The sequence below is a fragment of the Corynebacterium sp. HMSC074E01 genome, from assembly GCF_001808885.1.
In the GTDB taxonomy this organism is placed as follows: domain Bacteria; phylum Actinomycetota; class Actinomycetes; order Mycobacteriales; family Mycobacteriaceae; genus Corynebacterium.
On record NZ_KV794854.1, the window covers coordinates 449,611 to 466,593 of the forward strand.

Sequence of the window (16,983 nt, forward strand, 5' to 3'; positions counted from 1 at the left end):
GGGCTCATCCCCGCTTACGCGGGGAGCACCCTTGCTGAACAGCGCATTAACGAGCCGTAAGCTCAGTTTACATACGACTTCTCAGCAGCAAGAGATAGGCTGTGCCCAGTTCTTTCTACTTCCCCTTCTGTTTACGATATGCAGACCGGACCTGCCGTGCCTGCGACCATCCAGTTCTGCTCTGCACAGTCTTCCGTTCAGGAGAGGGACGAACCATGAGCGTGACTCCATCAAAGTCTGTTGGCTGCCAATGGTGCCGGTGAGTCTTAAACTCGAGTCCTTGTTCATTAGCTGCCGAATAAACCAATAACGCTCTTCCGTCCTTACATAGTTCAACTGTTCGCTCCCACAACAAATCACGAATTCTTGCTGAAGGACGACCTACAAACACTCCAGGAGTTAATTCAATCAACCATTTGGAAAGATCACCTCGGAGCCCAGCCGGGCACGCTGTAACGACGAGAACGATCATGAAAGTGTCTCCTCTTCAGACCAGTTCACGCCTGAGGCAATAACCTCGAGTTCACTCCACAACATAAGTTCAACATCACTCACAAGTTCGTCATCAGGGATATCGAACAACGATTTCAAGTCTTTTACCATGCGAGGCATCAGCCTGTGCGAAACAACATAATCGCGAACATGCCGACGGACTTCCGTCGATGGACTTCCCTTGGCAGCAGCAACAGTGTCGAATGCAGCCGGGATTGAAATTTCTGCCTTATATAGATCTGCGATGTCATAAACAAAGGATCGATCGGTTCCCGTGTGAATAACGCCTAGCGCCGGGACGAAACCTAGTGCAGCGATAACAGCATGTGCTACTCCATAGAGCGCTGCGCTCGCAGCGGTAAGCGCCTGGTTGATTGGATCCGATGAATCGAAGTCATTCGGATCATAGGATCGACGATTCCAATAAACTCCGGTCCGTTTCGATTCCGCTTCGTACACTTTCTTCATCCTCGCGCCTTCCCGACCACGTAGTTGTGCCATAGTCAGACTTGACACATCTTCGCCAGGAAACCGCATCGAGTACATGCGGCGCGCACAATCCAATCTCTTTCGTTGGTGAGTGACTACCTCCGCTTGGATTTCTGCCATGCGGCTTGATTTTGCTGGCGGCCGGCCGTGCGCGTAGTACCGCACACCGCGCTCTCCTACCCAGACGGTGCTTACGCCAGCGTCGCCAAGCAGGGCCATCGCAGCATACGTAATCTTTGTCCCCGGCCCCAAAAGAAGAGCTGCGATTTGGGTAGCTGGAAGATGAGCGATGCCCCGTTGGTCCATTATGGTGAGCGAATTGCCATCACGATTCACTACACAGCGTTCAGCGTAAAGAAAACTGATCCGGTCCCCTACGCGCGCCAAGGCCTGGCGTGCGATAGGGACCTCATGTGGCGTAGCCATTAAGAAACTGCCGCCAACGTCATCAAACCACAACCATAACCACGAGCACGACCTATGCCGTGAGTAAGAGTGGAGCGGAGCAGCGCAGAATCTGTGACCTCCAGGGTGCCACGATAGCGGGCCGTTACAATACGGATGTGGCGTCGGTTCCCACCTTTGCGGAAATCAAGGGTCCGCCTCTCCACGATGGCTGTTTCATCTTCTACCGACCAACGTGCTCGTTCTTCCGCAGGCACGGTGTCATTGGCGCGCGGAGCCAACGCAAAACCAGCCTTTTCCGCCCGAGAATAGAGCCACTCAAGCTGGTGATCTACTGAAACGTGAGCTTTAACTTTGCCGCGTTTTCCGTCGTTGGACTGAGAATAGGTTGGGTTTGCAAGCAGCTCAAACCTCCAGCGCTGCCCCTTCTGCAAGGAACCCAGCAGGCGGGTGTAATCAAGGGACTGGGCGGGCCGTGTGTCGTAGCCAGCCTGCTCTACAATTCCAGACGCCGTCGGTTTCTCGGGGCCAACAATGTAAAGAGCATTTTCGTGACTATTTCGATCAATCCGCCATAGCAACCGTGCTTCATCGGTATCGATGTCCGGCGGAAAAGCTGCACTAACTGCCGCATGCATGGCATGTGGATTCGTAAGAAGCTTCCGCCCTTGACGCAACTGAGGGTTGATCAGGATCTTGGTTAGCGTGGTCACGCGTTCATCACCGCTTCCATGAATGGGTCCGGCCGCAGCTGCGATGCATCCAAGGGATTATCAACCATGGCGCTCTCACGTTGAACAACCGTGCGCCAGGAGTACTTTCGGCGCCTCGGATCAAACGACACGGGCACGTCTTGCAACGACTCCCCGAGTTCACCTGGCTTTGCATCGCGATAAATCGGCAGGGCTACCTTCTCTCCACAGGTCTTCATGCACTCCTTTGTGGCATGCCACGTAGAGTGCGCTTGAAGCGACTCAACCGCAGGTTTATCGTCAATTCCCTGCACCAAATTTGGCGGTGCCGGACATGACCGTCGTCCCAAGAAAATCGGAAATGCCGGCTTGTGTAGTGCCTCCGCCAAACCTTCAAGCAATCCACGGTCTTCAGATTCGATCGCAGCAACAAACGCAGCATCGGACAAGAAATACCGGGTTATCAGTTTTGCAGGCGCATTAGGATTGCGCTGCCAATCCTGCGCCGTCTGGTAATCACGCAGCAGACTTCCAGACTGGTCGACTCGCACAGCGAACGTCAGACGCGCAAGATCCTCAATGCCGTCGGTTCGCCGGCGACCTTCCGCAGCGGCGAGCATGCCGAGCACTCCGGATTTCGATGGAATTTGAGACGTTGTTCGCGTGGCGTAGCGCGATTCGTTTCCCCACGACTGCAACGGGGCTTTGAGTAACAGTAACAAGCTCGATGTCATGAGATGACTCCCTTCACTAGGACTGGGAGGAATCCAACACGGTGGTGAGACGCTCCGAAAGCTCGGGCAGAGTAACGGTCTCAGCAATGTCAGCGAACGGTGCTCGCGCTTCGCTTACGCCAACCACGAATGCAGCCAGCGGCTTCAGACCGTAGTTCTCCTCGAATTCCTTTTCTTCTCTTGCCAGAGCTTCGGCACCAGCGATGCGCAAATTCTTGTCGTCGGTGGCTTGGACCGGCTCCTCGAACGCCGTCACGAGGCTCACTGGGCGGGTATCACGCGCGGTGACATAGACCAGCTCAGGCAGCGTGTGGTTGGCAAAGGTGTTGATTTTTCCGGTAGGCATGGACTTGATGAAAGCATCGACAAACTGAACCGCAGCTTGCTTCGCGTTCTCCTCAGAGTCGAGATTCTCCGTAAGGCCCGCTACGTTTACTGTGGCAAACCGGTACAAGGTGGAGGACATCATTTGTACGGTGCCGATCATTCCAGCACCTGTTTCCTCACCTGCTTCAGCAAGATCGTCGACAGCAGTAAAGTAGTCGAATTCCGGAGCGCTATCGTGAATACCCAGAGCATGAGCAACCTGCACTGCGGCATCGACGTTAAAGGCAGCGTCATCAGCAATCATGCGACCAAACATCGCCATATCAACCGAGTGCTTGGTATCGAGAATTTCCTTCGCCTCAGCCTTTTTGATCTTCTCTCCGTCTGCAGCGACGATTGCTCGGACTGCGCGGTCAATCTGCTGCGGGCTCAAGAAAATGAGGTACTTGGTACGTGGATACCGGGCTTCCTTAATAAGTTCCTCTTTATCCTCGACCTTGGACTTTTCTAGTTCCTTGATCCGCTTGTTATCAACTTCGGTCGAAATTCCTGCGACCTTGAAGAGGTCACTAACCTGCTTGATTGCGCGCTCGGAATCCCAGCCTTCATGTTCCTCAACCAGCTTGGCGATCTTCTCCGGCAGGCGCTTCGAGCGGTCCCCCACAGACTCAGGATCAACATTCTTTTCAAAGTAGCTACGGATTGCGCGCTTCCAGGACTGGGAGGACACCCGCTGGCGCGGAACTCCACCAAAAATAGCGGACTTAGGTGCACCCGTATCGTCGCGGTTGATAAGGGATGGCGGCAGGGTTTGCAGTGCGTGGATGTCAATAACCAATGACATGGTGAACTTTCCTTTCGGTTGAAGAGTGTTGTTTAGGATTCAGTGGATTTCGTGCTTTTAGTAAAAGCGCCAGTGGCAAAGTCACGTCCCCATCTCAAGAGAACTCCCTGTCGACGATTCTGATCGACTTGCGTGGAAGTACGAGCGTTGAGAGTTCTGAGGTCTTGTGCAAATTGCCCATAGTCAAAGCCAATTTTTGCGCCGCGAAGCAGTGTGATGAGCGAGCGGATATGGATCAATCGGGAGGCTTCATCACGTGAAACGAGCATGGCATCGAAGCGGGGCTTTGTGGACTGTGATTCGCTCTGTGCGAAGAAACGGCCGCATGCGCGAGCAAAGCTTTGGCCTTCAACGTGGGCGTCAGTCGTCGCGCTTTGCATGTGAATGCCAAACATGACGAGAGCATGAAATGCTGCAAGCTCCGACACTGAGGGGGCATTTCCTCTGCCAAGCTCCCTTTCGCTGAGAGGCAGGTGAAGGCTCAGTAGAACTTCCTCTAGCGCTAGAGGCTGGTCATTGAGGGGAACGGAAGCATACTTGCGAAGATTCGCAAGCGTTGCACGAGCTTGCGCACTTTGTGCGCGGTTTGGTGAGCGCAAGATGGCGAACTGTAGGTCATTCGCAGTCCGAGCTACTGCTGGGCGCAAGGTTGGCCCTGCCGAGGTGCTCGGACAGTCAGTGCTAGTTGGAGTGTTAGTCATCGGAGTCATCCTCGTGTTGTTTTCCAGAGGCAACTGTGCCTGGGGTTGTGCGAGAAACCGTCAATGGGAGGTCCTTGTCCAGCCTTCGATGCAGTTGACGGTAAAGCGAGCCGGCTGAAACTATTCGTCCCTTGCCGGTGTCTCCGGCGTCGACTTCCCTACCAACGATGGCCTTAGTTCCAGCACCACGAAGAAGTTCGCGGGCATCACCAAGCACCTGTTCGCGGACCTGTTCTTGCCAATCACCCTGCCGTGTTTCAGCGTTATCAGAGCTCAAGCCTGTCATCCATGTCAGGAAGAGCGGTTCAAGACGAGCATAGAAGCGGTCAGCAGTACTGCTACCGAATTCATAGTCACCGCCAGCGGCAACGAGCAACTGACCTGCAAACCAGCCGAGGCTGATGGCTGCTTTACCAGTTTTCTCAGCAGAGGTGCGAACTGCATTGCGCACCTTCCGACCCGTATCATCAGCACGCAAAACGACCAGTGGCAAACCGATCGTAGCGATGAATGTCGAGGCTACAGACGATTCCTGTGGGCCATATTCCATCGACACCAAAGCTAAATCAAGGAGGTTCTTGTCCAAGTACCCGTCAGCCTCAAGCTCTGCCAGGTTGGAGAGATTTCTAGGTCGCTTAGGAGCCTTATTCTTACCGTTATCGAATCCGAGGTCATCCTCCAACGCGATCAATGCATCGAGTGCACGCCACATTGTCCGAGTCGGGTCGTATGGGCGAGCGTAGTAGGCGTCGGTGCCTTTCTTCGATTGATTCGGACTGTAGCGGTAAGGGGTCATGGGATCGCCCATGACGTTCTTACCTGCATCTGGGATACGGTCACCATTGGACACGAGTACTTGGACCGCACGGCCGCCTTCAATGAACAGGCGAATACGCCGTGCCTGCCAGGTTGCGAGATCAACCGCACCGTGTGGGACCGCTCCTATGTCATCGCTTGATCCCGGTCGCTGCGTTGCAGTATCAGGTTCGCGTTCCCAAACGGGAGTATCCGCGCTTACTGGTCCTCCTTCCTGGGAATCCAAGACTGCCGATGGAGGAGTGTTGAGAATCAGGGTTTCAAGAATCCCACCTGCCCCTAGGACAATTGTGCCGCCAGTGCGTCCGGTCCAACCAGTTCCAATGGGGTAGCCTCGTCCGCCTTTAACGCGGGGATCTCCTTCCGCACCCGACTTAATTCCGGAGTAATCGAATGCCTGCGCATGGATAAGCCATCTAGCAGCCTCATCGAGCGCTAGAGACTCTCGCCCTTCTGCTGTACGCATGGTGAAGAAATCGTCAGCAGCTTCCGGAACGATGAAGGATACAGGTTTTGCGGCTCCTGACTTCGTATGCAAATCCGCGACTTGCATGAAGGGCGCAATTGGTGAAAGAAGATCGAACCGATCTTTAAAGCCATCAAGGTAGTCAAGGACCACGTCATCGCGCTTCTCGTTTACAAGCTGATCACGCAGATCATCGAACCATTCCGGCCAATCAAAGTCTTCCCAATTATTACCCGCGTAGCTTTCTACAAGATCTAGGGCATGCGCCCGCCAAAAAATGGCCAGTAACACACGTAGCACCGCGTAATCCTGGGTTGGGGAGTCACCAACGACTTTGTAAGCGTCACCGCGGCCAGAAAAGATATCGCGGATGCTCAGGCTTACAGGCTGGTTGGTGCCATCCATGCACTTGATCCATGGCTCGTCGAGAAGGTTAAACGTTGAGGTTTCAGTCATTCTTCTTTCTCCTCCTTTCTTTGTCTTGTTGTGGATTGTTGATTGTTGTAGAGGGGTCTCTTAGAGGAGGCGCCCTCAGAGTACAAAGGACGCCGGACATTCACTCTCTCCCATCGCTAAGAATTTCGATACCCAGCTCGGAGGAATAAATCACGGTAAACCGCCCAAGTTGTGCGGTGTCAGTTTCGTTCAGAGGCAACGCCAGTTGTCCCCTCAGAAGGAAGTGCGATCGCCATTGTGCAGGCGTAGCTTCTTCCAAAGCGCTGACGACTGCCTCAAAATCAGATTCCCACCTAGTCATTCGGGTTGGAAGGCGAACTGTGCTCGAAGCCAAATGGAACGCAACGTTGTAGGACAGTTCGGTGCCATCAAGCACTTCTTCCTCAAAGCCCCACGGCTGATACCCGTATTCGGTACTCCTAATTGGAATGACTTCCACCGAAGGTTCAGCATCTCGTACTTGAGCAGCTCCGCGTTCATCTCCCGATGCTGCGTTATCACTGATGAGTTGCGAGAAAAGAGCATCATAGCTGGTTCGTCTCCGAGGGCTAGGCAGTCGGAACGTCGACGATTTCGAGTGCGCGCTATCTTCAGCAAACAGATTTTGCTCCTGAGCTTTCTCCCATACCTCGTCCCATGCCACCGGCGGCGTGAAGTTCTTGTCATAGGCTGCTCGGACAAGTCTCTCGATATCGTCGGGGCGGTGAAAGACTTCTGGAAGCATCGCGTACGTCGATAGAAGCAAGTTTTGGCCGTAGATAGACTCGGCTCCCGAATCAAACTCAGGGACAGGTTCGTGCTTGAGGATCCCGCGAATCATCACTTGTGGCTGTTGTAGCTTTTCCGGCCGATCGGTGGCTGGTCGCGTATGGCGATGTAAGCGTCCAATACGCTGAATAATGAGATCCATCGGGGCGATATCCGTGACAAGAACATCAGCGTCAATATCGAGACTTTGCTCGGCAACTTGGGTTGCCACCACAATCTTGCGCTGTGGACGTCCACTTCCCCGGTGAGAATCTGGTCCAAGTTCCTCGCGCAGGGCATCTTCCTTCGCTACACGTTCCCACGCAACGAAACCAGCATGATGTAGCTGGACATCGTTACCATATGTACCTTCCAACACTCGGTATGCCTCTTGTGCGCGGGCGATCGTATTGCAAATAATGAGCGCGCAGCCACCGTCGTCAAGGTACTGATCCGCAAATGTGACGAGCTTTTCTACTTCATCGTCTAGGTACTCGATGCGCGCTTCTAAGTTCGTCGGCGTTGGCGGCACCGAGTGAAACTTCACGGAATCCCGTGTTGCGAGTGTAAGCAGTGGATACCCAGTAGGTTCCTCATCCGGCCAGGGAGCACGGGAGTATGCCTGCACCAGTGAACGTCGTTTGTCTGGCGGAAGCGTCGCTGACATGAGAATGACGCTGGCACCGTAGTAGCCGAGCCACTCGATGGTTCTTTGGAGGTAGTCGCTGGTGTAAACATCAAAGGAGTGCACCTCATCGAAGATGATAACTTTTCCTGCCAGCCCCACGTGCCGCAGCATGTGGAAACGCTGCTGTAACGCCATCATCAGAACTTGGTCCACGGTGCCCACAACAAAATTGGAGAGCAGCCCCAATCGACGTCCCGACATCCATTGGGACGCAACCACTCCGCCGCCGTCCCCGGAGTCCCTGCCGATTTGTGAGAATTTCAGCTGTTGGTACGGCTCCGAGAGCACGTTCTTGGAGTGAGCAAGGTACATACTCCTTACCGAGTCAATACTGTTGTTCGAGGCCCATTCGATCGTGCGCTCCAACAACCCATTGGCTGTTGCCATTGTCGGCGCCGCGAAAAAGATCCCCTGTGCGCCGCTGCCAGCACCTAGGATCTCCGCGGTAGCCAGGGCCGCCTCGGTCTTTCCAACTCCAGTTTCGGCCTCAATAACAACAAGCGTTGGTCTCTCCACCTGTTGCACTGCTTCTACGACAGCACGCTGCACCGGCCGAGCACAGTACTCCTCCGGCCAATCAAACGACCGCCGAAAGTGAGCATCGATATCCTGCCAGTCCCCTTCTTCAGGTTCCCAAGGCATCGTTACGTCAATAGCTGCGGCAGCTGCTTCCACTCGTTCAAGCTGCGTTCCACTCACGTGGAGCGTGAATGCGTGTTCGTTAGAAGCTACCCAGTCCGCCATCACTACGAGCCCAGTGAGGATTTCCGCAACGCTCTGATGCAGCTTGCTGCCCCCACAGACTTTCTCGAGTACTGAGTCAGCACCGCAGAGATCCGCCATCGCGTCGAGTAATTCTTTGTGCACGCGCTTCCATGGCTCGGGGTAATCCTCAATAAGTTCGCGCACCTGCCTCGAGGGTTTATTCGCGATGCCGTGGTGTGCGTTAACCACTGCCGCCAATGCGTTAGCTTTTGGGAGACGAACACCTCGCGCGCATAACCATTGCGAGAGGATTTCACCTGATGCGACGCCATGGGGAAGCTTATCGAAGTTAGCCTCATCAACGCTGAGGTCGATGTCTAAACCAGCATCTGAGACAGCATGCACGAGATACGCTTTATCACTGTCCAAAAGTAGGCGCTGAAACGTGCGCACCGCCTTTCCCACATCGTGGACTCCAGCAAGCCACACATACAGCGCCTCAACCCCAGACTCATCAACTCCCAGCTCTTCTGAGAGATAACGCTTCACAGAGGCTGCCAACCAAGAGTTATACAAGAAAGAAGCAGCACACGCCGAGTCCACCATATGCTGTGGCAGCGTCAAGAAATCTGTACCATCACCGGACTTCGCCCACAGACTTTGAGCTTGCGGACTACGTTCGCGTGCCCAGCCATCAGCCCTAAGACAAAAATCACGTGTCCGAGCCTGAATTAAACTTGAACTCGGCCCCCGTCCAGCGGTCTTTTCCATGGCCATCCTCCACGAGAAGTCGTTTAAGACGAGCATAGCACCTTTAGCATTAGCAAATTCAATGCTTTCTGAAGATTGTTCTTTGGCAATCGCAATGTAGGCTTCATGAAGGGCGATTTTACTTCCCTGCTCTGCTGGGATGAGCCCTTGCTGATGCTTAACACCATCACTTCCCCGCGTCAGCGGGGCTTTCTTTTATCCGGAACGCCCAATCTGCGGACGCTGGACCCAGGCATCGTCTACCTTGTCATCATGGCCTCTCCCCTTGATTTCAAGCGCTTGGAGCTCGACTCCAACACACCCATTGGCCCCATTTTCCCCGCAGATGAGCGATGCGGGATTTACGTCATCGAGTTCGACGATGGCACCAAATACGTGGGCCAATCCATCGACGTCGTCAAGCGGTTCAGAGACCATACCCATGGCTCCAACCATCACGAATCCTGGGGCGATGTCGTAGCACTCTCCTTTGCGCCCGCACCACCTTTAGAGCTAGACATCCTTGAAAAACAAATGATCCAGTACCAACTCGATGCCGGAGTCTTACTCAGGAATCGCAGCGGTGTTCTGGCCTCAGAAGGCCCAAGTCCACTGGATTTAGTCGTTACCGTGACGGAACAGAAGCATTGGATTCTTGGAGATTGGGAACCCTCACCATCTGACCGCGCAGCTTTTGTACGGGCCGCCGAAGCTTCAGGCCCTACAAAGCTGGAGAACAACGCACCTCCTGAGGTCGCCCAAGCAGTCATCAAGGACATCGCCTTCGCTCTCGAGCACATAATCCCCGTCGCTCCGGAAACTGAGAGAACCTATTGGACGCTGTCTGACTACCCTTCGACCGCAGGTGGCCGCTACGCCACCCTCAACACCGGGATACTTGAGTTTCTTGTTTTCCCGCGCAGCAGTGTCATCACCGATCCATCTGACTTAGATCCAGGTTTTCTTGACGGCTACAACCTCGGCACTGGATTCTTTAACCTTCTTCCACGCGAGGGCGGTGACTGGAAAGCAGATTCAGACGCCATTTGGTTTAGCAAATCCCCCTACCACTTCGTCGCTTCCCATGATTACAACGTCACGTCAACAGAGGCCTATTACTACCCCATCGGCCAATTAGAGGAAACCTTCAAAGCCCTTGGACCAGAGGTCATCTCTGACGCCCGCAAATTCGCGGTCACCTTGATGCGCAACCGCCCGTCCAACCTCTTCCGCCGCTGGCACAGCTCGGCGCTAGCGGGCCGTGCCTACGAGAGCATCGTGAAGGGTTAGCCCTGCGCCTCCGGCGTCGCATAGGGGCTGCGGGAGGAGTCCACCACCTGGCCCGCGTGTGCGGAGTGCGTGGCGGCGGTTTGGTCGAAGACGAGCGCGGCGGGTTTGACGCGCACGTCGGGCTTCTCGCCCTTGTTGACCATGACGTACTGCCCCATCATTCCCTCGTCCTCATGCAGCAGCATGTGGCAGTGGTACATGTACGGAATGGTCTTATCCGGGAAGTGACCGAACTCCACGAGCAGGCGCGCGGTGGCCTTCGGCGGAAGGTTCACAATGTCCTTCCACCCAGAATTGAACACATTCATCTTCTCATCGCCGTCCCACTCCAGAACCTTGAAGCGGGCGTTGTGGATGTGGAAGTTGTGCGGCCAATCAGAGTTCTCATTGGTCACGGTCCAGATCTCCGGGGCGTCGTGATCGATGACGGTATCCACCCGGGCCATGTCCATCTGCTCACCGTTGATCATGAAGGTGTTGAGCACGAACTCACGCTCTTCAAGGCCCTCCGTGGACGGGATCTTCGCCGCGGCGGAGTCAAGCGTTGCAGGCAGAGCCGGTGGCTCCGGTGCGGACTCTTCCGGCCCGGAAATGGTGAGCAGGTCGAAGGAATCTTGGAAGCCGAAGTCGGCCGCATCCTTGTCCTTGGGCACCCCAAAGTTATCCTTGCGCGGCACCGAGCGCAGCTGCACCTCCTCGCCGGGCTCCAAATCCACGATGATTTCGGCGCGCTCGCCGGGGCCGAGGAAGAGGGAGTCGACTTCTACGGGGGCGTCGAGAAGCCCCGTGTCCGTGGCGATGACGTGGAAGGGGCCGTTGCTGAGCTCCAGGGTGTAGAAGCGCATGGAGGCGCCGTTGAGCAGGCGCAGGCGGACCCGGCGCGTGGTGGCGTCGAAGCGCGCATTCGTGATGCCGTTGACCAGAGGCGTGGTGCCCAGAAGGCCCAGTGTGTTATCGCTCTTCTCATCGATCTGTCCATCGTCGGTGAACTTGGCATCCATGATGACTACCGGGATGTCGTCCACGCCGTAGTCCTGCGGCAGGTCCAGCCCATCGACCACGTCATCGTCGATGAGGAACATACCCGCCAACCCGCGGTAGGCATGCGTGGCGGTAGCCATGTGCGGGTGCGGGTGGTACCACAGCGTGGCCGCAGGCTGGATGATCTCCCACTCGGGTTTCCAGGTCTTGCCCACCTCAATCGGCGAGTGCGGGCCGCCATCCGAGTAGGCAGGCAACTTCATGCCGTGCCAGTGCACCGTAGTCATCTCAATGAGGTTGTTCGTAATTTCCGCGCGGACTTTCTCACCGCGCCGAGCACGCAGTGTGGGGCCTAAGAAGGCGCCGTTGAAGCCCCACGTCCGCGTGCGGTCGTTGCCGGGGAGGATCTCCGAGTAGCCGTCTTGAGCGGTGAGTTTGAATACGCGTGTGCCGTCGACGACCTCTCCTTCCTCCACGGGCGGGATAGGCAGGGCTCGCGGCTCGCTGTCGTAGCCCAGTGGCTCCGGCTGATTCTTCGACCCCGAGGTGGAGCAGGCGCTCAATCCCATCACGGCGGCACCGGCAAGAGTCAGCACGGAACCTTGGACGAACATACGGCGAGACACTATAGGGCGAGCGGAGATAGACATGCCTCCCAGGATAGAGATCAGGTGAACCTTAAGGCCCGGATAAGGCCGAGCCGGGCTTAAGATCACAGTCATGGCTTCGCGTTCTGCATCTTCCCAAGACTCCTCACCCTCCAACGAGTCCGCCAATGCCCGCCGCTTCGTGTGGTCGAATGGCCTGCAGGGCGTGGGCGATCAATTGCTCTCCGGTAAGACGGTTCTACCCTGGCTGTTTAGCGTAGCCGGGGTCCCAAGTTTCTTCACTGGCCTGCTGGTCCCCTTGCGTGAGTCCGGCTCCATGCTCCCGCAGGCGGCACTCACCCCATGGGTGGTGTCCCATCCAGCACGCAAACGCCTGTGGGTGCTGGGCTCGGTGGGACAGGGTCTGTGCGCAGCGATTATCGCAGCAGCCGCCGTGCTTGTCGACGGCCCCCTTCTCGGCCTCATCATCTGCCTCGCGCTTGCCGCGCTTGCCGTGCTGCGCGCGCTGTGTTCGCTGACCGGAAAGGACGTGCAAGGCCGCACCATCTCCAAGGGCCACCGCGGAGTGGTGACTGGTCGTGCTACACAGCTCGGCGGCGCGGTCACCTTGATTACCGGTGGCATCCTCGCCCTTCTCGGTGAGCTCCCGCGCTGGGGTTTAGCAGTGATGCTCGCTATCGGCGCAGCCACGTGGTTCCTGGCGGCAGCGGTCTTCCGCACAATCGAGGAGCCGGTACCAGAGCACTCCGGGCAGAAGGGCATGAACCGCAGCTGGTGGACAGATACCTGGCAGCTGTATACCCAGGATGCCCGCTTCCGTGGCTTCGTCAACGTCCGCGCCCTGCTGTTGGTGTCTGCCCTGTCCACTTCTTTCATCGTGGTGCTTTCGCAGAGTATCGGCTCGCAGGCACTCAGTGGGCTCGGCGGCTTCGTCCTGGCATCGGGTTTGGCCAGTCTCGTCGGCGGCCGGGTTTCCGGTGTGTTGTCGGATAAGTCCTCCCGCTTGGTTATGTCCTGGGCTGCAGGTGCCGCGGCGATCATCTTGCTGGCCATCGTGGCCTGTGCGGCGTGGGCACCGACAGCGGTAAGCATGTGGGCGCTTCCCCTCGGATTCTTCCTGGTCAACCTGGCGCACGCTGCCATTCGCGTGGCGCGCAAGACCTATGTGGTGGATATGGCGGGCGAGGATAAACGCACCCGCTACGTCGGAGCCGCGAACACCATGATGGGCGTCATCCTCCTCGTGATCGGCGGTATCTCCGCCGTCATTGCACTCGCGGGCCCCTCGGCAGCCATTCTGTTCTTAGCGTGCATCGGTCTGATTGGCGCATGGCGTGCCCGAGCGCTCCCGGAAGTGTCACACGGGAAGTAGGCAGCACGCGTTATGATGAAACACAGTAAGTCCTGACCCCCAATCACAGGAGAAGCACACACTCGTGGCTGAAGTAGCTGACTGCGCCGCCATTGTCCTGGCAGCAGGCGCAGGTACCCGCATGAAATCCTCAACCCAAAAGACGTTGCATGAGATTGGCGGGAGGTCACTTCTCGGCCACGCCCTCCACGCAGCCGCTGGTCTAAACCCGGAGCACCTCGTGGTCGTCGTGGGCCACCAGCGTGATCAGGTCTCCCCTGCTGTCGATGCTATCGCCGAAGAACTGGATTGCGCAGTATCCCAGGCCGTTCAGGAGGAGCAGAACGGTACCGGCCACGCCGTGCAGTGTGGCTTGAGCGCTCTGCCGGACTTTAACGGCACCGTCATCGTGACTAACGGTGACGTTCCACTTCTACGCCCGGAGACTTTGCGCCAGCTGCAGGAGGCTCACACCGACGAAGCTAACGCCGTGACCGTGCTGTCCATGACGCTGGAGGATCCCACCGGTTACGGCCGCGTGCTGCGCGCCGAGGATGGATCCGTCACCGCCATCGTGGAGCAGAAGGACGCCTCCGAGGAGCAGCGCACGGTGCACGAGGTCAACTCCGGTGTCTTTGCATTCGACGGTGCCGTGCTTCGCGACGCCCTGACGAAGCTCAACTCCGATAACGCCCAGGGTGAGCTCTACATCACCGATGTTTTGGAGATTGCCCGCGAGGCTGGACACCGCGTCGGCGCGCACGTCGCTGCCGATCCGGATGAGCTCTCCGGTGTCAACGACCGCGTGCAATTGGCCGCAGCCGGCCGCCTTCTCAACCGCCGCATGGTCGAGGAAGCCATGCGCGGCGGCGCCACCATCGTTGATCCCGATACCACCTGGATCGGCGTCAACGTGACAATTGGCCAGGACGTCACCATTCACCCCAACACCCAGCTGTGGGGTGCCACGACCATCGCCGATGGCGCCGAGGTTGGCCCCGACACCACCCTGACCAACATGCAGGTTGGTGAAGGTGCACATGTGGTGCGCACGCACGGCTTCGACTCCGTCATTGGCAGCAACGCGCAGATTGGCCCGTTTACCTACATCCGCCCCGGCGTCATCGTGGGTGAAGAAGGCAAGCTGGGCGGCTTCGTCGAGGCAAAGAAGGCACAGATCGGCCGCGGCACCAAGGTGCCTCACCTGACGTATATCGGTGATGCCACCGTGGGTGATTACTCCAACATTGGTGCTTCCTCCGTCTTCGTCAACTACGACGGCGTCAACAAGCACCACACCACCATCGGCAGCCACGTGCGCACCGGCTCGGACACCATGTTTATCGCTCCCGTCACCGTCGGTGATGGCGCATACTCTGGTGCGGGTACAGTAATTAAGGACGACGTTCCCGCGGGAGCGCTCGCGGTCTCCGGCGGCAAGCAGCGCAACATCGAAGGTTGGGTGCAAAAGAAGCGTCCGGGCACGCCGGCAGCGGAAGCCGCCGGCAAGGCACAGGACACCGAGGCTGACGACCAGACCACTAACTAACGACAAGTAAAGGGATATCTACTGATGACTGGCAAGGTTACCGGCAGCAGCAAGAACATGATGCTCTTCACCGGGCGTGCTCACCCGGCGTTGGCTGAGGCTGTGGCCAAGGAGCTCAAGACTGATCTGGTTCCGACCACCGCCCGCGATTTCGCCAACGGTGAGATCTTCATTCGCTTCGAGGAGTCCGTCCGTGGTGCCGACTGCTTCGTGATGCAGTCCCACACCCAGCCGCTCAACAAGTGGCTGGTGGAGCAGCTCATCATGATTGATGCGCTCAAGCGCGGCTCCGCCAAGCGCATCACCGCCATCCTGCCCTTCTACCCATACGCACGCCAGGACAAGAAGCACCTCGGCCGCGAGCCTATTTCTGCCCGCCTGGTGGCAGACCTGCTGGCTGCTGCCGGCGCCGACCGCATCGTGTCCGTAGATCTGCACACCGACCAGATTCAGGGCTTCTTCGATGGCCCGGTCGACCACATGCACGCCATGCCGATCCTGACGGACTACATCAAGTCCAAGTACCCGATGGACAATTTGGCTGTGGTCTCCCCCGATGCTGGCCGCGTGAAGGTGGCTGAGAAGTGGGCACACGAGCTTGGTGACGCCCCACTCTCCTTCGTCCACAAGACCCGCTCAACCACCGAGGCCAACAAGACGGTGTCCAACCGCGTCGTCGGTGACGTCGAGGGCAAGGACTGCATCCTGCTCGATGACATGATTGATACCGGCGGCACCATCGCAGGCGCAGTCCGAGTGCTCAAGGAAGCCGGCGCCAAGTCCGTGGTTATTGCGTGTACCCACGGTGTCTTCTCCGACCCAGCCCGCGAGCGCCTGTCCGAATGCGGTGCTGTCGAGGTCATCACCACCGATACCCTGCCGCAGTCCACCGAGGGCTGGGACAACCTCACGGTCCTGTCCATCGCCCCGCTGCTGGCTCGCACCATCCACGAGATTTTCGAGAACGGTTCTGTGACCACGCTATTTGAGACTCACTAGATTTGATTCTGCGACAACGCTGCTGCTAAAATTTTGTGCGTCTCGGCGAGGGAGAAATCCGTTATCGACGCGATAGCACAAGTTAAGCAGTGAATCTTGTATTAAGCCTGCGATGACTCGTCCAAGACGTCCATCGGCAGGCTTTTGTCGTATCTACATGGTCCTACAACAGCCCTTGCCGCACAACGATACTTTAAGGAGATTTACTTATGGCTTCTGAGCGCCCCGTATTGAAGGCTGAAGTCCGTTCCGAGTTCGGCAAGGGCTTCGCTCGCCGTCTGCGCGCTGCAGGCAAGATCCCGGGCGTCGTCTACGGCCACGCCGTCGACGTCCTGCACTTCGCCGTTGACCGCCTGGAGATGACCGCACTGGTCCGTAACCACGGCGTCAACGCCGTGTTCGAGCTGGAGCTCGAGGGCGAGCAGCACCTGGTCATGGTCAAGCACATTGACCAGAACGTCCTGACCTTCAACATCGACCACATCGACCTGCTCTCCATTAAGCGCGGCGAGAAGGTTGAGGTCGAGGTTCCGGTTGTCCTCGAGGGCGAGCCGGCTCCGGGCCTCATGTCCATCCAGGATGCCGACGTCCTCCTCGTCGAGGCAGACGTGCTCAACATTCCGGAAGAGATCGTCGTGTCCATCGAGGGCCTCGAGGACGGCACCGTGGTCACCGCCGGCGAGGTTTCCCTGCCGGAGGGCACCACCCTTGCTGCCGAGGAAGACACCGTCATCGTCTCCATCTCCGAGCCGGAGGTTGATGAGGACGTCGAGGCTGCCGCTGAGGCTGCTGAGGAAGGTGGCGCTGAGGCTGGCGCCGAGTCCGCCGACGAGTCCGCTTCCGAGGAGAAGAAGGACGAGGAGTAAACTTCCCCTCACCTATCTAACGCACCG

At 57.3% G+C, this 16,983-nt stretch carries 14 protein-coding genes; 5 read left to right on the plus strand and 9 right to left on the minus strand.

Features of this window, described 5'->3' with window-relative positions; all coding sequences use genetic code 11:
• Positions 1–115: 115 nt before the first annotated feature.
• The 8 genes from cas2e to HMPREF2537_RS11500 form a co-directional block, all read right to left on the minus strand.
• Positions 116–472, minus strand: coding sequence for a type I-E CRISPR-associated endoribonuclease Cas2e (cas2e, locus tag HMPREF2537_RS12575; protein WP_083299022.1), 357 nt, complete (start codon positions 470–472; stop codon positions 116–118).
• The gene (gene cas1e / locus HMPREF2537_RS11470; RefSeq protein WP_070529197.1) at positions 469–1,407 is read right to left on the minus strand and encodes a type I-E CRISPR-associated endonuclease Cas1e; all 939 of its coding nucleotides are present in this window, start codon (positions 1,405–1,407) and stop codon (positions 469–471) included. The genes cas2e and cas1e overlap by 4 nt, the downstream gene beginning before the upstream one ends.
• Positions 1,407–2,099, minus strand: coding sequence for a type I-E CRISPR-associated protein Cas6/Cse3/CasE (cas6e, locus tag HMPREF2537_RS11475; protein WP_070529201.1), 693 nt, complete (start codon positions 2,097–2,099; stop codon positions 1,407–1,409). Before cas6e ends, cas1e begins: the two co-directional genes overlap by 1 nt.
• On the minus strand, positions 2,096–2,812 hold the full coding sequence (gene cas5e / locus HMPREF2537_RS11480; RefSeq protein WP_070529204.1) for a type I-E CRISPR-associated protein Cas5/CasD: 717 nt from the start codon (positions 2,810–2,812) through the stop codon (positions 2,096–2,098). The genes cas6e and cas5e overlap by 4 nt, the downstream gene beginning before the upstream one ends.
• A 16-nt stretch (positions 2,813–2,828) precedes the next feature.
• Positions 2,829–3,983 carry a type I-E CRISPR-associated protein Cas7/Cse4/CasC gene (gene cas7e, locus HMPREF2537_RS11485; protein WP_070529207.1) on the minus strand — a complete coding sequence of 385 codons (1,155 nt, stop codon included), beginning with the start codon at positions 3,981–3,983 and terminating at the stop codon, positions 2,829–2,831.
• A gap of 32 nt (positions 3,984–4,015) precedes the next feature.
• Complete coding sequence (gene casB, locus HMPREF2537_RS11490; RefSeq protein WP_070529210.1) at positions 4,016–4,684, minus strand: type I-E CRISPR-associated protein Cse2/CasB; 669 nt, start codon at positions 4,682–4,684, stop codon at positions 4,016–4,018.
• Positions 4,677–6,422: a type I-E CRISPR-associated protein Cse1/CasA gene (casA, locus tag HMPREF2537_RS11495; RefSeq protein WP_070529212.1), complete on the minus strand. Its 1,746-nt coding sequence runs from the start codon at positions 6,420–6,422 to the stop codon at positions 4,677–4,679. Before casA ends, casB begins: the two co-directional genes overlap by 8 nt.
• A gap of 100 nt (positions 6,423–6,522) precedes the next feature.
• Positions 6,523–9,333 carry a CRISPR-associated helicase/endonuclease Cas3 gene (locus tag HMPREF2537_RS11500; RefSeq protein ID WP_070529513.1) on the minus strand — a complete coding sequence of 937 codons (2,811 nt, stop codon included), beginning with the start codon at positions 9,331–9,333 and terminating at the stop codon, positions 6,523–6,525.
• 105 nt (positions 9,334–9,438) lie between these two features.
• Between HMPREF2537_RS11500 and HMPREF2537_RS13085 the strand changes: the two genes are divergently transcribed.
• Positions 9,439–10,602: a GIY-YIG nuclease family protein gene (locus HMPREF2537_RS13085; protein WP_246818778.1), complete on the plus strand. Its 1,164-nt coding sequence runs from the start codon at positions 9,439–9,441 to the stop codon at positions 10,600–10,602.
• Here HMPREF2537_RS13085 and HMPREF2537_RS11515 read toward each other — a convergent pair.
• Complete coding sequence (locus HMPREF2537_RS11515) at positions 10,599–12,233, minus strand: multicopper oxidase family protein (protein ID WP_070529214.1); 1,635 nt, start codon at positions 12,231–12,233, stop codon at positions 10,599–10,601. The genes HMPREF2537_RS13085 and HMPREF2537_RS11515 overlap by 4 nt on opposite strands.
• Before the next feature lie 70 nt (positions 12,234–12,303).
• Between HMPREF2537_RS11515 and HMPREF2537_RS11520 the strand changes: the two genes are divergently transcribed.
• The 4 genes from HMPREF2537_RS11520 (at position 12,304) to HMPREF2537_RS11535 (ending at position 16,956) form a co-directional block, all read left to right on the plus strand.
• On the plus strand, positions 12,304–13,563 hold the full coding sequence (locus HMPREF2537_RS11520) for an MFS transporter (RefSeq protein ID WP_070529216.1): 1,260 nt from the start codon (positions 12,304–12,306) through the stop codon (positions 13,561–13,563).
• A gap of 64 nt (positions 13,564–13,627) precedes the next feature.
• On the plus strand, positions 13,628–15,091 hold the full coding sequence (glmU, locus tag HMPREF2537_RS11525; protein ID WP_070529218.1) for a bifunctional UDP-N-acetylglucosamine diphosphorylase/glucosamine-1-phosphate N-acetyltransferase GlmU: 1,464 nt from the start codon (positions 13,628–13,630) through the stop codon (positions 15,089–15,091).
• Between the two features lie 24 nt (positions 15,092–15,115).
• Entirely contained in the window at positions 15,116–16,090 is a 975-nt protein-coding gene (locus tag HMPREF2537_RS11530) for a ribose-phosphate diphosphokinase (RefSeq protein WP_070529220.1), read from the plus strand.
• Between the two features lie 209 nt (positions 16,091–16,299).
• The gene (locus HMPREF2537_RS11535; protein ID WP_070529222.1) at positions 16,300–16,956 is read left to right on the plus strand and encodes a 50S ribosomal protein L25/general stress protein Ctc; all 657 of its coding nucleotides are present in this window, start codon (positions 16,300–16,302) and stop codon (positions 16,954–16,956) included.
• Positions 16,957–16,983: the final 27 nt, after the last annotated feature.